The organism is Streptomyces diacarni, from assembly GCF_003323715.1.
Lineage (GTDB): Bacteria > Actinomycetota > Actinomycetes > Streptomycetales > Streptomycetaceae > Streptomyces > Streptomyces diacarni.
In genome coordinates, this window is the sequence record NZ_QOIN01000048.1 from 550,380 (window position 1) to 568,165 (window position 17,786).

General features: G+C 73.2%; 11 protein-coding genes. 7 read left to right on the forward strand and 4 right to left on the reverse strand.

The annotated features are described in order from the left end of the window. Positions 1-32: 32 nt before the first annotated feature. The gene (locus DTL70_RS24325; RefSeq protein WP_114024084.1) at positions 33-3,176 is read left to right on the forward strand and encodes a helix-turn-helix transcriptional regulator; all 3,144 of its coding nucleotides are present in this window, start codon (positions 33-35) and stop codon (positions 3,174-3,176) included. On the opposite strand, the gene DTL70_RS33895 is transcribed toward DTL70_RS24325, so the two are convergent. The 3 genes from DTL70_RS33895 to DTL70_RS24340 all read right to left on the reverse strand — a co-directional run bounded on the left by DTL70_RS33895 (position 3,126) and on the right by DTL70_RS24340 (position 5,913). After that, the gene (locus tag DTL70_RS33895; RefSeq protein ID WP_114024085.1) at positions 3,126-3,593 is read right to left on the reverse strand and encodes a DUF6191 domain-containing protein; all 468 of its coding nucleotides are present in this window, start codon (positions 3,591-3,593) and stop codon (positions 3,126-3,128) included. The genes DTL70_RS24325 and DTL70_RS33895 overlap by 51 nt on opposite strands. Before the next feature lie 17 nt (positions 3,594-3,610). Further along, on the reverse strand, positions 3,611-4,771 hold the full coding sequence (locus tag DTL70_RS24335) for a PQQ-dependent sugar dehydrogenase (protein ID WP_114024086.1): 1,161 nt from the start codon (positions 4,769-4,771) through the stop codon (positions 3,611-3,613). Positions 4,772-4,917: 146 nt separating this feature from the next. Further along, on the reverse strand, positions 4,918-5,913 hold the full coding sequence (locus DTL70_RS24340; RefSeq protein ID WP_114024087.1) for an aldo/keto reductase: 996 nt from the start codon (positions 5,911-5,913) through the stop codon (positions 4,918-4,920). A 140-nt stretch (positions 5,914-6,053) separates the two neighbouring features. Here DTL70_RS24340 and DTL70_RS24345 point away from each other — a divergent pair, with 140 nt between their 5' ends. From DTL70_RS24345 to serA, 6 genes are all read left to right on the forward strand, one after another. Further along, on the forward strand, positions 6,054-7,031 hold the full coding sequence (locus tag DTL70_RS24345; RefSeq protein ID WP_114024088.1) for a 2-hydroxyacid dehydrogenase: 978 nt from the start codon (positions 6,054-6,056) through the stop codon (positions 7,029-7,031). A 342-nt stretch (positions 7,032-7,373) separates the two neighbouring features. Beyond that, positions 7,374-10,691: a putative bifunctional diguanylate cyclase/phosphodiesterase gene (locus DTL70_RS24350; protein WP_245979607.1), complete on the forward strand. Its 3,318-nt coding sequence runs from the start codon at positions 7,374-7,376 to the stop codon at positions 10,689-10,691. A 264-nt stretch (positions 10,692-10,955) separates the two neighbouring features. After that, positions 10,956-12,818, forward strand: coding sequence for an acetolactate synthase large subunit (locus tag DTL70_RS24355; RefSeq protein ID WP_114024089.1), 1,863 nt, complete (start codon positions 10,956-10,958; stop codon positions 12,816-12,818). A gap of 31 nt (positions 12,819-12,849) precedes the next feature. Further along, the gene (ilvN, locus tag DTL70_RS24360) at positions 12,850-13,374 is read left to right on the forward strand and encodes an acetolactate synthase small subunit (protein WP_027735462.1); all 525 of its coding nucleotides are present in this window, start codon (positions 12,850-12,852) and stop codon (positions 13,372-13,374) included. 161 nt (positions 13,375-13,535) lie between these two features. Beyond that, positions 13,536-14,534: a ketol-acid reductoisomerase gene (gene ilvC / locus DTL70_RS24365; RefSeq protein ID WP_114024090.1), complete on the forward strand. Its 999-nt coding sequence runs from the start codon at positions 13,536-13,538 to the stop codon at positions 14,532-14,534. Positions 14,535-14,750: 216 nt separating this feature from the next. Next, on the forward strand, positions 14,751-16,340 hold the full coding sequence (gene serA, locus DTL70_RS24370; protein ID WP_114024091.1) for a phosphoglycerate dehydrogenase: 1,590 nt from the start codon (positions 14,751-14,753) through the stop codon (positions 16,338-16,340). 108 nt (positions 16,341-16,448) lie between these two features. Here the strand turns inward: serA and DTL70_RS24375 are convergent, their stop codons facing one another. Then, a complete protein-coding gene (locus tag DTL70_RS24375; protein ID WP_114024294.1) occupies positions 16,449-17,639 on the reverse strand; it encodes a PucR family transcriptional regulator in 1,191 nt (396 codons plus the stop codon). Between the last annotated feature and the right edge of the window lie 147 nt (positions 17,640-17,786).

The following is a 17,786-nucleotide window of genomic DNA, read 5'->3' on the forward strand; positions in this document are numbered from 1 at the left end:
GGTACGGGTGCCCGGTGACGGTGGGGGATGCCATGCTGAACACCGTGCCGCTCACCACCACCGTCAGCCCCGTTTTCGTCGGCCGCGCCGAGGAGTTGGCCGCGCTCACCGAGGCGCTCGCCCGCGCCGAGGCCGGCACGCCGCAGGCGCTGCTGCTCGGCGGCGAGGCGGGTGTGGGCAAGACCCGGCTGCTCGAGGAGTTCCTGGCGCGGGCGCGCGCCCGCGGCGGCGTCACCACGCTCGGCGGCTGCCTCGAACTGGGCGCCGACGGCCTCCCCTTCGCCCCGTTCACCACGGCGCTGCGCGGCCTGCGCCGCGCCGTGGACCCGGCCCGTCTCGCGGCCGCAGCCGAGGGCCGCGAGGCCGAACTCGCCCGGCTGCTGCCCGACCTGGCGGTCCCCGCGCCCGCCACGCAGCGCGAGGCGTATGCCGACGGAGCCGACCTCGCCGACGGAGTCGACGGTGGCCGCGCCCGGCTGTTCGAGGCCACCGCCCAACTGCTGGAGCGGCTCGCCGCCGACCGCACGCTCGTCGTCGCCCTCGAAGACCTCCAGTGGGCCGACCGCTCCACCCGGGAACTGGTCGGCTACCTCTTCCGCTCCACCCGCGCCTGCCGCCTCGCCCTGCTGGCCACCTACCGCAGCGACGACATCCACCGCCGCCACCCGCTGCGCCCCTTCCTCGCCGAACAGGACCGGCTGCGCACCGTCCTCCACCTCGGCCTGCCCCGCCTCACCCGCACCGAGGTCCGGGCCCAGATCACCGGCATCAACGGTGCCGAGCCCGACAGCGTGCTGGCCGAGGAGGTCTTCCGCCGCTCCGAGGGCATCCCCTTCTTCGTCGAGGAACTGACGGCCACCCGCGCGACCTGCTCCATCAGCGACTCCCTGCGCGATCTGCTGCTCGTGCGCGTCGAGGCGCTGCCCGACGCGGCCCAGCGTGTGGTGCGCCTGGCAGCGGGCGGCGGCTCCGCCGTCGAACACGCACTGCTGGCGGCCGTCGCAGGGCTCGGTGAGGACGCGCTGCTGGAAGCCCTGCGCGCCGCCGTGGGCGGCAACGTGCTGCGCGCCACGGACGACGGATCCGGATACCACTTCCGGCACGCCCTGCTGCGTGAGGCCGTCCGCGAGGACCTGCTCCCCGGCGAACTCGCCCGCGTCAGCCGCCGCTACGCCGAGGCGCTGGAGGCCGACCCGACGCTGGTCCGTGCCGAGGAACGGCTGGCCCGCCTCGCGCACTACTGGCACCGCGGCCGCGACGCGGCCAAGGCGCTCCCCGCCGCGCTCTCCGCCTCCGTCGAGGCCCGCAGCCGGCACGCCCACGCCGAGGAACACCACCTTCTCGAACGCGTCATCGAGCTGTGGGACGACGTACCTGACGACGCCAAGGACGGCCTCCCCGCCCTCACGCTGCCGCGCGCCTTCCCCACCGGCGCTCCACCGGGACAGGCTGCACCCTGTCCGCCGCGCTTCATGGAGGTCCTGGCCGAAGCCGTCGTCGCCGCCCGCACCAGCGGCGACGTCACCAGGGCCCAGGCGCTCACCCGCCGCGCGCTCGCCCGGCTGGAGGAGAGTCGGGACCCGCTCACCTGCGCCTGGTTCCAGCTCAAGATGGGCCTGCTGACCGAAGAGGCGGGCAAGGGCGACGGCTGGGCCCAGATCGCCACGGCGCAGGAACTGGTCCGCGGACTGCCGCCCTCCGCCGTGCACGCCAAGGTGCTCTCCAGCGCGGCGAGCTGGGGCCTGGTGCACCGCCCGGGGCGCGAGGCGCTGGCCACCGCCGTACGTGCCGTCGAACTGGCCCGCGTCGTCGGCGTCACCGTCATCGAGCTCGAAGCCCGCGTCACCCTCGGCACCCTCCTCGCCCAGTCGGGTGACCTCGAAGCGGGCCTGGCCGAGATGGCCCGCGCCCGGGACGAGGCGGCCGAGGCCGGCGTCACCAGCGTGGAGATCCGCGCCGCCACCAACATCGCCGTCGAACTGGAGCTGGCGGGACGCTGGGAACAGGCGGCGGCCGAGGCCGCCCACGCGGCCCGCGTCGCCCGTGAACGCAACCGCCCCAACTCCTACGCGGGCGCCCTCGCCTCCCACGCCGAAGCCCTCCTGTCGATGGGGGAGTGGGATGAGGCGGCCGCGCTCCTCGACGAGGCCAGGACCGCGGCCCGCGCCGCCGACGTCCGCGCCTGGGTCGCGCTCTTGCGGGCCCACCTGTCCCACGACCGCGGACACCAGCCGGGGCTGGAGGCCGCCGTCGAGGAAGTGGTGGCCGCGCTCGGCAGCTCCCCCGTCGTCGAACCGCAGAAGGCCGTCGCGCTCCGGCACTTCACCATGGTCCTCGCCGCCCGCCGCGGCGACCTCGCCGAGGCCCGCGCCGAGCTGGCCCGCGCGCTCGAAGAGGGCTTCGGCCCCGGCAGCTACCCGCAGGCCTGGGCCCTGCTGACGGCCGCCGCCACGCAGGAGGCCGAGACCCGCGGCCTCCCCGGCACCGACCCGGGGCGCGGGCCCGTCCTGGACGCACTGCGGCGCGCCGCCCGCAAGCTGCCGCGGCCCGCACCCGTGTGGGAGGGGCACGCCCTGCTCCTGGAGGCCGAACTCACCCGGGCGGCCGGGGACAACGACCCGCACCGCTGGGAGGCCGCCGCCCTCGCCCTCGAACCCCTCGGCCGCCCCCACCCCCTCGCACTGGCCCGCCTGCGCTGGGCCGAGTCCCTGCTGGAGGCCGACGCGGCGCGGCGCTCGGCAGCCGGGCAGGGGCCCGGCGCGGGCCGCTCCGCGGGCGCACTGCTGCGGGCGGCGGGCGCCGAGGCCCTGCGGCTGGGGGCCGCGCCGCTGCGCGCCGAGGCCGAACAGCTGGCGCTGCGCGCCCGGATCGCCCTGGACGACGACGCGTCCGCAGGCCCCGCGCCCACCCGCCCTGCCCTGCCCGCCACCTGTGACCCGGCCGATTCCCTCGGACTGACCCGCCGCGAGCGGGGCGTGCTGGACCTCGTGGCCGAGGGGCTGAGCAACCGGCAGATAGCCGAGCGGCTGCACATCGCGCCGAAGACGGCGAGCGTGCACGTCTCCCACATCCTGGCCAAGCTCGGCGTCGCCACGCGGGGCGAGGCGGCGGCCATGGCCTTCCGGCTACGCCTGGTCACCCCGCGGGGAGCCGCCGTGCGCAGGACGGTCCGCTGACCCGACGGAGCGGCCCGCTGGTCCGCCCGGTCCGCCCGGCCCGCCCTGCCCATCCGGCCCGTGCGCCGGCCCGCCGGTGCTCGTAGGGGGCGGTGTCGCTGAGCCAGGTGCGGTGCGCGGTGCCGGTGCCGATGGCTCGGCCTCGGCGCCCGGCGCGGAACCGCGCGGTGTGTCATCGCGCGGCGCCGAGGCGCGTGGTGCGGAACCGCCCGGCGCCGAGTCTCCCGGCGCTGAGTCTCCCGGCGCCGCGTCGCGCGGTGCGGGCGGGCGGATGAGGACGTGCCCCGAGGTGAGGTCTATCGGGCCCGCCCCCGGATCGGTGCTGCCCGCCTGCACGCGGGTGTGCTCAAGACGCTGCCTCTCGTCATCGGCGTGCTTGCGATTCGGTGCGAACAACTGCTCCAGCAGATTGAACACCAGGCCACCCGGTCCTCTCAGCGCACCTCAAGGCGGAGAATACGGTCGTCCCCCTTCTCCGGGGAGCCACGTCCGTCCGTCTCGCTCGTGACCAGCCAGAGCCCGCCGCCGCCGGTGCCGGGGCCGGCGACGACCGTGCGGAGGCGGCCGTACTTGCCCTTCAGGAACGACTGCGGCTTGGCCACGGGTTCCCCGCCCTTGAGAGGAATGCGCCACAGCCGCTCGCCGCGCAGCCCCGCCATCCACACCGAACCCTTGGCCACCGCGATTCCGCTGGGGGAGGCCTCGGCGGTGCGCCACTGCTCCACCGGGTCCCGGTAGCGCTTCGTTTCGCTCCTGCCCTCGGCGTCGGGCCAGCCGTAGTTCCTGCCCGGCTCGATGAGATTGAGCTCGTCCCAGGTGTCCTGACCGAACTCCGAGGCCCACAGCCGCTTGTCGGCGTCCCACGCCAGACCCTGCACGTTGCGGTGGCCCCAGCTGTAGACCACGGAGTCGGTCTCGGGGTTGCCGTGTCCGGGGGGCTCGCCCTCGGGGGTCATGCGCAGGATCTTGCCGCCGAGCGAGTCCCTGTCCTGCGCGAGCCGCCCGTCGCCGGACTCTCCCGTCCCGGCGTACAGCATCTTGTCGGGTCCGAAGGCGATCCGGCCCCCGTTGTGGGTCCGGCCCTTGGGGATGCCCTTGAGGATCACGTCGGGCGCGCCCAACTGGTCGCCCGGGTCCTTCTTGTCGTCGTAGATCATGCGCACGATGCGGTTGTCGGACGCGGAGGTGAAGTAGGCGTACACCCAGCCGCCGGCCTGTTCGCCGTCGGGCGGCACCGCGATCCCCAGCAGCCCGCCCTCTCCGCCGGGTTCGACCCCGGGCACGGTGCCGAGCTCGGTCTTCTTGCCGCTGTCCGCCTCGACACGCAGGATCTTCCCGGTGTCCCGCAGCGAGACCAGCAGGTCCCCGTCGGACAGCGGCGCCAGCCCCCAGGGGGATTCCAGCCCGGTCGTCACCGTCTCGGCGACCTTCACGGAACCCTTCGCGGGGGCCGCCCGGGAGGAGGGGGTGCCGCCCGCCGTCGACCGCCCCTCCCCGGAGGGCTCGGCGCCCGAGCCGCCGCCCCCGCCCGAACACCCCGCGGCCAGCACCACCGCACAGGCCAAACCGACACCCACACCCGTCGCACGTCGCACGCTCTGGCTCCTCGGCCCCTCGACACCGAACGCTTCCAGGGGACCACACGCGGCACGCGCGGGGGAGTACCCCGCGCGGCCGTCGCCGTCGGCCCCGCCGTCAGGGCGGCACCCGGCTCACCAAACCGGTTCCCGGGTGCCCGGGTTCAGTCCCACGACCCCCGGGCCGTGGGCAGGGCCGCGATCTCCGCGAGGTCGTGCTCGGTCAGCTTCAGCGCCGAGGCGCAGGCGTTCTCCGTGACCCAGTGCGGCTTCTTCGTCCCCGGGACGGGCACCACGTGCCGGCCCTGGGCCAGTACCCAGGCCAACGCGATCTGGCCGGGTGTCGCGCTGCCGTGGCGGCGGGCCACGCGGCGCAGCCCGGCGACGATGGGCTGGTTGGCGGCCATCATCTCGGCGGTGAAGCGGGGGTGCCGCGCGCGCACGTCGTCGGGCTCGAAGCCGCCGCCTGTGGTCAGAGCGCCCGTCAGGTAGCCGTTGCCCAGCGGCATGGCGGCCAGGAACCCGATGCCGCGGGTCTCGCACCAGGGCAGCAGGGTGGCGAGGGCCTCCCTGGACCAGACGGACAGTTCGGCCTGTACGGCGCCGACGGGGAAGACCTGCTGGACCCGTTCGAGCTGCCGTATGGTCCTGTCGTGGATACCGGTGCCCGCGCGCCGGTCCGCGCGGGCGCCGACGGCGCAGAAGCCCAGCGCGCGCACCTTCCCCGCCGTCACCAGTTCGGCCATCGCGCCCCAGGTCTCCTCGATCGGTACCTCGGGGTCGGCGCGGTGCAGTTGGTAGAGGTCGATGGTGTCGGTCTGGAGCCTGCGCAGCGAGGCGTCGCAGGCCCGGTGCACGTAGCCGGGGCGGCCGTTGGCGACGATGTGCTGGTCGCCGACGAGCAGTCCGCACTTGGTGGAGACGAACGCCTCCTCGCGGCGCTCCTTGAGCACGCGTCCGAGCAGCAGCTCGTTGGTGAAGGGCCCGTACATGTCGGCGGTGTCCAGCAGCGAGACCCCGGCGTCCAGGGCCGTGTGCACCGCGCGCAGCGAGGTGACGCCGTGCTGCTCCGAGGAGGAGTAGGCCCAGCTCATCGGCATACAGCCCAGTCCCACGGCCCCCACACCGAGTGCTGCCGCACCGATCGTCCTGCGCTCCACCGCTTTCCTGCTCCCTCCGGGACGGACCCCAAACTAGCGGGCGCCCGGGTGTCACACACGTTTGCCCCGGCCACACCGCCCCCACGCGTCGTGGGAAGGCGCCCCTGTCCTGCGGGGTGGCCGCCCCTTAGTCTCTCCTCATGGCTGATGCGACGGAGGTATGGCTCTCGCTCCCGCCGGAGAGTGTCGAGGGGCTGCCCGACTCCCTGACGTACCGGTACTGGAACGGGGAGGAGGAGTATCCGGCGGACCCCGCGGACTGCGCCTTCTACGTCGTCCCCTATTACCTGGGTGCCGAGGTCGCCGTACGGCCGCTCGCCCGGATGACGGGCCTGAAAGTCGTCCAGACCCTCACCGCGGGCATCGACCACATCGCGTCCGCCATCCCACGCCTCCCCACCGGAACGCGCGTGTGCAACGCCCGCGGCGTGCACGACGCGAGCACCGCGGAACTGGCCGTGGCGCTCACCCTCGCCTCCCTCCGCGACCTGCCAGGATCGGTCCGCGCCCAGGACCGCGGCGAGTGGCGTACCGGCTTCCTCCCCGCCCTCGCCGACCGCACGGTACTGATCCTCGGTTACGGCGCCGTGGGGGAGGCGATCGAGAAGCGGCTGCTGCCGTTCGAGGTCGCCGCCGTGCACCGGGTCGCCCGCTCGCCGCGCCTGGCCGAACTCGGCCCGGTGCGCCCACTGAGCGAGATCGACGAGCTGTTGCCGCTCGCCGACGTCGTGGTAGTGGCGACTCCGCTCACCGAGCAGACCCGCCACCTGGTGGACGCCGGATTCCTGTCCCGGATGAAGGACGGGGCGCTGCTGGTCAACGTGGCCCGTGGTGCCGTCGTCGACACCGGCGCTCTGCTGGCCGAGACGGGTACCCCGGCGTCCGCGCCGGGGGCCGGTGACGGCGTCCCGGGCCGGCTGCGGGCCGCGCTGGACGTGACGGACCCCGAACCCCTGCCCAAGGATCATCCCCTCTGGCGAGCACCCGGAGTGCTGATCACACCGCACATCGGAGGGCCCACTTCCGCGTTCCATCCGCGTGCCAGAAGGCTCGTCGGTGCACAGCTGCGGCGCTGGGCGGCCGGTGAGGAGCCGGCCAACACGGTGGCCGTGGCGTAGGGCGCGTAAACCACCCGAGGCCGCGAGAGGCCACTCTACGGATCCGTACGACTGCACCCTGTTCCGAACTTCCCTCTTGTGGTTACGGTCAGTATTGGGACTATGTCCCTGAGTGACGAACCTGGTGTATCGTCCCGATCGGGGGGCGAAACCCGGACACGAGGGGGGCGACGGGCGAATGCACGATCAACGGACGAACTGCCGCACGGGGGAACGCGCACACGGCGTTCCACGCCACCGCGACCGTCAGCCACGAAACCCGCGTTGCGCCGCACCACCGGACACCGTGCGTGACGGCCGTGCCGACTCCACCAAGTGGCCCCCGTCCTGGCGGGTGGCACGATGACGACCAACGAAGCGGCCCCGCGACGCAAACCGTGCTGGACCACCACACCCGCGGTCCGCGCCGGCGGCACCGGACGCGGTACGTCGGTGCCGCCGCAGACCCGCGGAATCCCGCCACGGGCGAGGGGGACCGGGCCTCGGGCGACCGGCCCCGCCGGCAGGACCGGCAGCACCGATGGCGTCCCGCCCCAGCCACGCGGAGGAGGCTCGGGCGGCGCCACAGGACTCGCCTCGCAGCTGGCGCTCGCCGTCGTCTGCGCCGGCTACGCCATCGGAGCAGCCCTCGGCTGGGGCTCGCACACCGTCGCCGTGTTCATGGGCGACTTCGGGCTCAGCGCCGCCGCCCTGCTGGCCGCCACCTCCTGCCTGTGGTACGCCTACACGCAGCGCCGCGACGCCGAACGGCCCGGCGCGGCCCACCTGGCACCGGCACAGCGCGCCCGGCTGCGGGCCAGCCGCCCCGCCTGGGCGCTCTTCGGCGTCTCCTCGCTGATGGCGGGGCTCGGCAACGGGGTCTGGGGCTGGTACGAGCTGGTGCTCGACCAGCCGGTCCCCAGACCGTCACTGGCCGACTTCTGCTTCCTGCTGTTCGCGCCACCGGCCATCGTCGGGCTGCTCGTGCTCGCCAAGCGCCCGGTGACCCGCGCCGGCTGGGTGTGCCTGAGCCTCGACGCCTGGCTGATCGGCGGCTCCCTGCTGACGCTCTCCTGGTCCCTCGCGCTCGCCCACACCGCCTACTGGCAGGGCGACTCGGTGGCCAGGGCCGCGCTGAACATGGCCTACCCACTGCTGGACATCGTGCTCGTCAGCATGGTGCTGGCCCTGCACTTCCGGCGCTCCTCCGCGCACCGCAGCGCCATCAACACCGCTGTCGGCGCGCTCGCGCTGACGGTACTGTGCGACGCCCTGTTCACCTCGCCGATGCTGCGCGAGCACTACGCCTCGGGCCAGTTGCTGGACGCGGGCTGGTTCGCCGGATCGCTGCTGCTGGCGTACGCGCCCTGGGTCGGCAGAAGCCGCGGCCCCAGCCCGGCGCCGCCGCAGCCGCAGCCACTGGCCACGGCCCGTGAGGCGGAGGCCCGCGCCACGCACCCCAGCCGCCCCATCTCCGGTTCACTCAGCGCGCTGACGCCCTACCTGGCTGCGGCCGTGTGCACCCTGGGCATCCTCTACAACTCGGTGGACGGCCGCGAGATCGACCGCGTCGTCCTCTACACAGGCTGCACGGTCGTGCTGGCGCTGGTGCTGCGCCAGGGCATCATGCTCCTGGACAACATCACGCTCACCCGGGAGCTGGCGCAGAAGGAGAACCACTTCCGCTCCCTGGTGCAGGGCTCCAGCGACGTCATCATGATCACCGCGGCCGCCGGCAGCCTCCGCTACGTCTCGCCGGCCGCGGCGGGCGTCTACGGGCGCGACGCCGAGGACCTGGTCGGCGCCGAACTCTCCTCCCTCGTCCACCCGGAGGACCTCGGCCAGGTGCTGCACGAGCTGCGCCGCTTCCTGGCCGCCTCCTGGGAGCAGGAGGCGTGCACGAGAATCGAGTGCCGCATCCGGCACGGTCAGGGCCACTGGCTCAACGTCGAGTCCACGGTCAACCGCTACCAGGGCGGCCTGATCTTCAACAGCCGGGACGTGACCGAGCGCGTGCGGCTCCAGGCGCAGTTGCAGCACAACGCCTCGCACGACGCGCTCACCGACCTGCCCAACCGCGCCCTGTTCACCGAGCGGGTCCGGCAGGCCATCGGCTCGCGACGCGGCGGTGACTGCGGCACGGCGGTGCTCTTCATCGACCTGGACGGCTTCAAGGCGGTCAACGACACCGTCGGCCACCAGGCGGGCGACGAACTGCTGGTGCAGGCGGCAAGGCGGCTGCACGAGTCGGTGCGCTCCGGCGACACCGCGGCGCGGCTGGGCGGCGACGAGTTCGCCGTGCTCATCCGCGGCGACGGCGAGCCGGGCGCGCCACCGGACGCCGAACGCGAGCTGCGCATACACGACATCGCCGACCGGCTGCGGATCACTCTCTCCGACCCCTACCGGGTCGAGGGCACGCAGGTGCGGGTGGCCGCCTCCATCGGCATCGCCTTCGCCGAGCCCGGCATCACCCCCAGCTCCCTGATGCGCAACGCCGACCTGGCGATGTACCGCGCCAAGCAGGCGGGCAAGGCCCGGGTCGAGCTGTACGCGCCGCAGATGCAGGCCGAGGTCGTCAAGCGCGCCGAGCTGGCGGCGCGGCTGCGCAGCGCGCTGCACGACGGCGAGTTCGCGCTGCTGCACCAGCCGATCGTCGAGCTGGCCAGCGGCAAGATCACCGCGATCGCGGCGGAGGCGCGCTGGCGCTCGGAGGCGGGCATCCTCTTCACGCCGGCGGAGTTCCTGCGCACCGAGGGCGCCTCGGCGCGCGAGGCCCGCGGCATGGGCGGCGAGCGGGCCGCCGAGGTGAGCCGCTGGCTGCTGGAGGAGGCCGTAGCCCAGGCGGCGGCCCGCCAGCGTGCCGGATACGGGGCCCCGGTCACGGTGCGGCTGCCGGCCAGGCGGCTGACCGAGCCCGGCATGGAGCCGCACAGCGTCGGCGCCCTGCTGGCCCGGCACGGGCTGGCCGCCGCGCCGGGGCCCAGCGGCGGCACGGCGCTGGGGGCGCCCGCGGCCAACGCGGGGGTGCCGGGGGCGCCGGGCGCGCTGATCCTGGAGCTGTCGGACAGCGACCCGCGCATCCCGCTGGACGAGCTGGAGCGGCGGCTGAGCGCGCTGCGCAGGCTGGGCGTGCTGATCTCGCTGGACGGCTTCGGCAGCGGGTATGCGGCGATCTCGGCGCTGCGCAGGCTCCCCGTCGACATCCTGCGCCTGGACCGGGGGCTCACGGACGGGATCGTGGAGTCCTCCAGGCAGCGCAAGATCACCGCCGGGCTGCTGCGGATCGCCGGCGACCTGGGGCTGACGACGGTGGCCGAGGGGGTCGACCTGCCCGAGCAGGCCACGCTGCTGCGCGAGATGGGCTGCACGCACGGTCAGGGTGCCGTCTTCTCCGGACCGCTGGACGAGCACCGGCTGCGTACGGCGCTGGCCCGCGGGGTCTACGGGGTGCCCGAGTCGAGCCGCAGCGGCGGCGCTTCCGGCTACGGCGAGGAGCACCCGGAGGGCCGGGAGGCCGCGGTGGCGGTCCCGGGAGCGTCGCCGCTGCGGCGCGCCACCTCGCCGGGGCCTGTGCGACCGGGGCCCGGAACGCTGACGGCGCGGAAGCAGGGCACGCCGGAAGCCCTGGTACATCCGGCGTCGCGTTCGGATGCTGAGACGCCTGTCCCACCCACTTGACACTCGGGGGTTGACGGGGAGAGGGTCATCATCATGCGCACCCGAATTCTCGTACTTGGAAAGCGCGTCGGCTGACCGGGGCTCCACACCCCGCGACCTTCCCGGCGCGCTCCCCTCGCTTGCCTCGCGGCACGAGGGGTTTTTTGTTGCACCAGCACCTGAGCCCATACCAGCGGTAGCCCGGACAAACGGGACATGACCAGCCCCGTACGGGCGCCCGCCCCCGACGAGTGTCAACCCTCACTCTCCGAGAAGAGACAAGCGATGACCGAACAGGCCACCGGGGCCCCCAAGCCGCAGCCGCGGGCCCGCAGCGGCGGACAGCAGCCGACTCCCGTTCCGGCCCAGGCGCCCCGCATCACCGGCGCCCAGTCCCTCATCCGCGCTCTTGAGGTAGTCGGCGCCGACACCGTATTCGGCATCCCCGGCGGCTGCATCCTGCCCGCCTACGACCCGATGATGGACTCCTCGCGGGTCCGGCACGTCCTCGTCCGCCACGAGCAGGGCGCCGGCCACGCGGCCACCGGGTACGCGCAGGCCACCGGCAGGGTCGGCGTCTGCATGGCCACCTCGGGCCCCGGCGCCACCAACCTGGTCACCCCGCTGGCCGACGCGCACATGGACTCCGTGCCGATCGTCGCCATCACAGGACAGGTGGCCTCGAAAGCGATCGGCACGGACGCCTTCCAGGAGGCCGACATCTGCGGCATCTCGATGCCGGTCACCAAACACAACTTCCTGGTCAAGAACCCCGACGAGATCCCCCGCACCATCGCCGAGGCCTTCCACATCGCCTCCACGGGACGCCCGGGGCCCGTCCTGGTCGACATCGCCAAGGACGCGCTCCAGGACGAGACGGTCTTCCAGTGGCCGCCGACCGCCGAGCTGCCCGGCTACCGCCCGGTGACCAAACCGCACGGCAAGCAGATCCGCGAGGCCGCCAAGCTGATCAGCGAGGCCCGCCGCCCCGTCCTCTACGTCGGCGGGGGCGTCCTGAAGGCCGGCGCCACAGCGGAGCTGAAGGTCCTGGCCGAGCTGACCGGCGCGCCGGTGACCACCACCCTCATGGGCATCGGCGCCTTCCCCGACAGCCACCCGCAGCACCTGGGCATGCCCGGCATGCACGGCACCGTCGCCGCCGTCACCGCGCTGCAGAAGGCCGACCTGATCGTCGCCCTCGGCGCCCGCTTCGACGACCGCGTCACCGGCAAGCTGGACTCCTTCGCTCCGTACGCCAAGATCGTCCACGCCGACATCGACCCGGCCGAGATCGGCAAGAACCGCGCCGCCGACGTGCCGATCGTCGGGGACGCGCGTGAGGTGCTGGCCGACCTGGTGGTCTCTTTGCAGACCGAGCAGTCCGAGCACCCCGGCGAGCCGGGGGACCGGTACGCCGACTGGTGGGCCATGCTCGACCGCTGGCGCGAGACCTATCCGCTCGGCTACGACAAGCCCGAGGACGGCTCGCTGGCCCCCCAGCAGGTCATCAAGCGGATCGGCGAGCTGGCCCCCGAGCACACCGTCTTCGCCGCCGGGGTCGGCCAACACCAGATGTGGGCGGCCCACTTCATCGACTACGAGCAGCCCGCCACCTGGCTCAACTCCGGCGGTCTGGGCACCATGGGCTACGCCGTGCCCGCCGCGCTCGGCGCCAAGGTCGGCATGCCAGAGCGCACCGTGTGGGCCATCGACGGCGACGGCTGCTTCCAGATGACCAACCAGGAGCTGGTCACCGCCGCGCTCAACGGCGCCCCCATCAAGGTCGCCATCATCAACAACGGCGCGCTGGGCATGGTCCGCCAGTGGCAGACCCTCTTCTACAACCAGCGCTACTCCAACACCGTGCTGCACGACGGCGAGCAGGGCGAGCCGAGCCGGGGCACCAGGGTGCCCGACTTCGTCAAGCTGGCCGAGGCCATGGGCTGCGTCGGCATCCGCTGCGAGGACCCCGACGAGCTGGACGCGGTCATCGAGAAGGCGAACGCGATCAACGACCGGCCCGTCGTCGTCGACTTCATCGTCCACGAGGACGCCATGGTCTGGCCGATGGTCGCGGCGGGCACCTCCAACGACGAGGTCATGGCGGCGCGCGGCGTGCGCCCCGACTTCGGCGACAGCGACGACTGACGGCCACCGGCACAAGGAAGGCATGACACCGATGTCCAAGCACACGCTCTCCGTGCTGGTGGAGAACACCCCCGGCATCCTCGCCAGGATCGCCTCGCTCTTCTCCCGCCGCGGCTTCAACATCGACTCGCTCGCGGTCGGCGTCACCGAGCACCCCGACATCTCGCGCATCACCATCGTGGTGAACGTCGAGGACCTGCCGCTGGAGCAGGTCACCAAGCAGCTCAACAAGCTGGTCAACGTCCTCAAGATCGTCGAGCTGGAGCCCTCGTCCGCCGTTCAGCGCGAACTCGTCCTGGTGAAGGTCCGCGCCGACAACGACACCCGCTCCCAGATCGTGGAGATCGTCCAGCTCTTCCGCGCCAAGACCGTCGACGTCTCACCCGAGGCCGTCACCGTCGAGGCCACCGGCAGCGCCGACAAGCTGGAGGCGATGCTGAAGATGCTGGAGCCGTACGGCATCAAGGAACTGGTGCAGTCCGGAACCATCGCCATAGGGCGCGGCGCCCGCTCCATCACCGACCGGAGCCTGCGTGCGCTGGAGCGCTCCGCCTGAGTGCTTCGCATGACCGAGCGCGGCGACAACCGCGACCGGCCATCCCGCCGGACCCTCCCCGCCGTGGCCGCACGACGTTGCGGCGGGGTTGGGACGGGCACCCCCGCCCGGCCGCGTAGGTTGGGCACCACACCAAGACTGAGCACAAGGAGAAACATCCCGTGGCCGAGCTGTTCTACGACGACGACGCCGACCTGTCCATCATCCAGAACCGCAAGGTCGCGGTCCTCGGATACGGCAGCCAGGGCCACGCCCACGCGCTGTCGCTGCGCGACTCGGGCGTCGACGTCCGGGTCGGCCTGCACGAGGGCTCGAAGTCCCGCGCCAAGGCCGAGGAGCAGGGCCTGCGCGTGGCGGCGCCCGCCGAGGCGGTCCAGGAAGCGGACGTCATCATGGTCCTGGTTCCCGACCCGATCCAGGCCAAGGTCTACGAGGAGTCCATCGCCCCCCACCTCAAGGACGGCGACGCCCTCTTCTTCGGCCACGGGCTGAACATCCGCTACGACTTCATCAAGCCCCCGGCCTCCGTCGACGTGTGCATGGTCGCCCCCAAGGGCCCGGGCCACCTGGTGCGCCGCCAGTACGAGGAGGGCCGCGGCGTGCCGTGCATCGCGGCCGTCGAGCAGGACGCGAGCGGAAAAGCCTTCGCGCTGGCCCTCTCCTACGCCAAGGCCATCGGCGGCACCCGCGCCGGCGTCATCAAGACGACCTTCACCGAGGAGGCCGAGACCGACCTGTTCGGCGAGCAGGCCGTGCTGTGCGGCGGCACCGCCTCGCTGGTCAAGGCAGGCTTCGACACCCTGGTCGAGGCCGGCTACCAGCCGGAGATCGCCTACTTCGAGTGCCTCCACGAGCTCAAGCTGATCGTGGACCTCATGTACGAGGGCGGCCTGGAGAAGATGCGCTGGTCGGTCTCCGAGACCGCCGAGTGGGGCGACTACGTCTCAGGCCCGCGCATCATCAACGACCAGACGCGCGCCGAGATGAAGAAGATCCTCGGCGAGATCCAGGACGGCACCTTCGCCAACAACTGGATGGCCGAGTACAACGCGGGCCTGCCCAAGTACAACGAGTACAAGAAGGCCGACGAGGACAGCCTCCTGGCCACCACGGGCGAGAAGCTGCGCTCTTTGATGAGCTGGGTCGACGAGGACAAGTAAGAGCCCCTTCTTCCTCCGTTCGCGGGCCCGGCACACCTGGTCGCGGGCGCCCTCCCCGGGGCCGGGGAGGGCGCCCGCACCCTCGGTGTGGGGTGCACGGATCGCCCACATCGAGGGCGGGGCCCTCGATAGACTGCGGGGCACACAGGCTCACAGCGTCGTGCGTCTGCCCTCCCGCCCCGCAGGGACCCGCGCTGTCCAGGACTTGGAGACCACGTGAGCAAGCCCGTAGTACTCATCGCCGAAGAGCTCTCCCCCGCCACCGTCGACGCGCTGGGCCCGGATTTCGAGATCCGGCAGTGTGACGGCGCCAACCGGGACGAACTGCTGCCCGCCCTCGCCGATGTGGACGCCGTCCTCGTCCGTTCCGCCACGAAGATCGACGCCGAGGCCGTCGCCGCGGCGAGCAAGCTGAAGGTCGTCGCCCGCGCCGGCGTCGGGCTCGACAACGTGGACGTGCCCGCCGCCACGAAGGCCGGCGTGATGGTCGTCAACGCGCCGACCTCCAACATCGTCACCGCCGCCGAGCTGGCCTGCGGGCTGCTCGTCGCGACGGCCCGCAACATCCCGCAGGCCACCGCCGCGCTCAAGGGCGGCGAGTGGAAGCGCAGCAAGTACACCGGTGTGGAGCTGAGCGAGAAGACGCTCGGCGTGGTCGGCCTCGGCCGCATCGGCGTACTGGTGGCGCAGCGCATGTCGGCGTTCGGGATGAAGGTGGTGGCCTACGACCCGTTCGTGCAGCCGGCGCGGGCCGCGCAGATGGGCGTGAAGCTGCTGTCCCTGGACGAGCTGCTGGAGGTCGCCGACTTCATCACCGTCCACCTGCCCAAGACCCCGGAGACGGTGGGCCTGATCGGCCACGAGGCGCTGCACAAGGTGAAGCCGGACGTGCGCCTGGTCAACGCGGCACGCGGCGGCATCGTCGACGAGGAGGCGCTGGCCGCCGCCCTCAAGGAGGGCCGGGTCGCGGGCGCGGGCCTGGACGTGTACGCCTCCGAACCGTGCACCGACTCGCCGCTGTTCGCCTTCGACCAGGTGGTGTGCACCCCGCACCTGGGTGCCTCCACAGGCGAGGCGCAGGAGAAGGCGGGCATCGCGGTCGCCAAGTCGGTGCGGCTGGCCCTGGCGGGCGAGCTGGTGCCCGACGCCGTCAACGTGCAGGGCGGTGTCATCGCCGAGGACGTGCGCCCGGCGCTGCCGCTGGCCGAGAAGCTGGGCCGCATCTTCACCGCGCTGGCCGGCGAGGTCGCCGTGCGGCTGGACGTCGAGGTGTACGGCGAGATCACCCAGCACGACGTGAAGGTCCTCGAACTGTCCGCGCTCAAGGGTGTGTTCGAGGACGTCGTGGACGAGACGGTCTCCTACGTCAACGCGCCGCTGTTCGCACAGGAGCGGGGCGTGGAGGTGCGGCTGACCACCTCCAGCGAGTCGGCCGAGCACCGCAACGTGGTCGTCGTGCGCGGCACCCTGGCGGACGGCGAGGAGGTCTCCGCCTCCGGCACCCTGGCGGGCCCCAAGCACCTCCAGAAGATCGTCGCCATCAACGAGCACGGCGTGGACCTGGCCGTCGCCGACCACATGGCGTTCTTCCGCTACGGCGACCGCCCCGGCGTCGTCGGCACGGTCGGCCGCATCCTCGGCGAGGCGGGCATCAACATCGCCGGCATGCAGGTCTCCCGCGCGGAGGAGGGCGGCGAGGCCCTGGTCGCCCTGACGGTGGACGACACCATCGCAGGACCCGTCCTCACAGAGATCGCCGACGAAATCGGCGCCACCCACGCCCGGGCGGTCGACCTGGCGGAGTGACATCCCGGCCGCCACCGTGAGGCGGCGGCCGGCGAGCGGATCCGAGCGGGCCGGTGCGCGGTCACCGGCCCGCTCGCGTGTGTCCAGCGGCGGCCGGGCGGGGCGGGCTCACAGCCGGGCCGCCTTCAGGGCCATGTGGAGTAGGAGGCGGTCCTCGCCCTCGTCCAGGTCGAGGCCCGTGAGGCGTTCCACGCGGGTGAGGCGGTAGTAGAGCGTCTGGCGGTGGATGCCGAGGGCGGCCGCGGAGCGGCCCGCCTGGCCCGCGCAGTCGAGGAAGACCTCGGCGGTGCGGGCGAGTTCGTGGTGGACGGGGCGCAGCAGGTCGCGGACGACGGGGTCGGGCACGGGCCCGGCCTGGGCGAGGCCCGTCAGCAGGCGGTAGGGCCCGAGGGTGTCCCACGCGGCGATCGCGTCCTCGGGGGGTTCGGCCGCGGCGGCCCGCGCGGCGGCCCGTGCCTCGCGCCAGGCGGTGGGCAGTTTGGCCAGCCCGGTGCGCGGCGAACTCAGCCCCGCGGTGGGGCCACCGCCGTCGCCCGCCACCGGAGGCCCTGCGGACCGCAGCAGCCGGCCGGCCGCCGCGCGGGCCGCGTCCAGCCCGTGCGGGGTGCGCAGCCGTACGAGTGCGGCCAGCGCACCGTCGCGTACGCACTGTGCCGCGAGCCGGGGGAGCGCGCCCGTAAGGGGGGACTGGCCGGACGCGCCGGGGTCCTCGTCCTGTTCCCAGGGGAGGACGGCCACCACGGCGAGCGGGCCGGACGCGGCGTCTCCCAGTGCGGCGGCCAGCGCGGCGACCGCTTCGTCACGCGCGCCGCCGCCCCGCTCGGCCAGGGCCGCGCTCAGTAGCTCCCCGGTCCGCTCCTCGGCGCGGAAGTGCGCGGCGAGCTGGGCGCCGGTGCGTTCCGCGACCGTCATCGCGGCGGTCAGCCGGGGGTCGGCCAGGTCGAGTGCGCCGTCGTCGAGGAGCCAGATGTAGCCGTACACCACGCCCCGGTCCCGCACGGGCAGGCAGATCCGGCCGTGCACCACCCCGGCTGCCGGGTCGGGAGGGATGCGGACGGGGCCTGTGGCGCGGGTGATGCCGTAGTTCTCGAAGAACGCGCGCACGGCGGGCGCCGACCTGCGTTGCAGGATCGTACGGGTGCGCACCGCGTCCAGCGCCAGTTCGTGGCCCTGGCCCTCCTCGTCGCCGCTCTCGTGCGCGCCGAAGGCGATCAGTGAGAAGTCACGGGCCTCCAGGGTGGCGGGGGTGCCCAGCAGCTGGGAGACCTCGTCGATCAGCGCCTGGTAGTCCTCCCGCATGCCCGTCCGGCCCTCCGTGCCACTCGTCCGCTTTCCGCGCCGCACGCCGTCGTCGCGCTCCACCGACCATTCTCATACATCTGTATGAGATCCGGTCCACGGACACGTGACAGCTGTCGATGGTCCGCGCCCGGCCGCGCTCCTTAC

Coding starts and splice junctions, on each gene's coding strand:
- ilvN (WP_027735462.1), top strand. CDS start 12,850: ATGTCCAAGCACACGCTCTCCGTGCTGGTGGAGAACACCCCCGGCATC.
- DTL70_RS24325 (WP_114024084.1), top strand. CDS start 33: ATGCTGAACACCGTGCCGCTCACCACCACCGTCAGCCCCGTTTTCGTC.
- DTL70_RS24355 (WP_114024089.1), top strand. CDS start 10,956: ATGACCGAACAGGCCACCGGGGCCCCCAAGCCGCAGCCGCGGGCCCGC.
- DTL70_RS24345 (WP_114024088.1), top strand. CDS start 6,054: ATGGCTGATGCGACGGAGGTATGGCTCTCGCTCCCGCCGGAGAGTGTC.
- DTL70_RS24350 (WP_245979607.1), top strand. CDS start 7,374: ATGACGACCAACGAAGCGGCCCCGCGACGCAAACCGTGCTGGACCACC.
- DTL70_RS24375 (WP_114024294.1), bottom strand. CDS start 17,639: ATGCGGGAGGACTACCAGGCGCTGATCGACGAGGTCTCCCAGCTGCTG.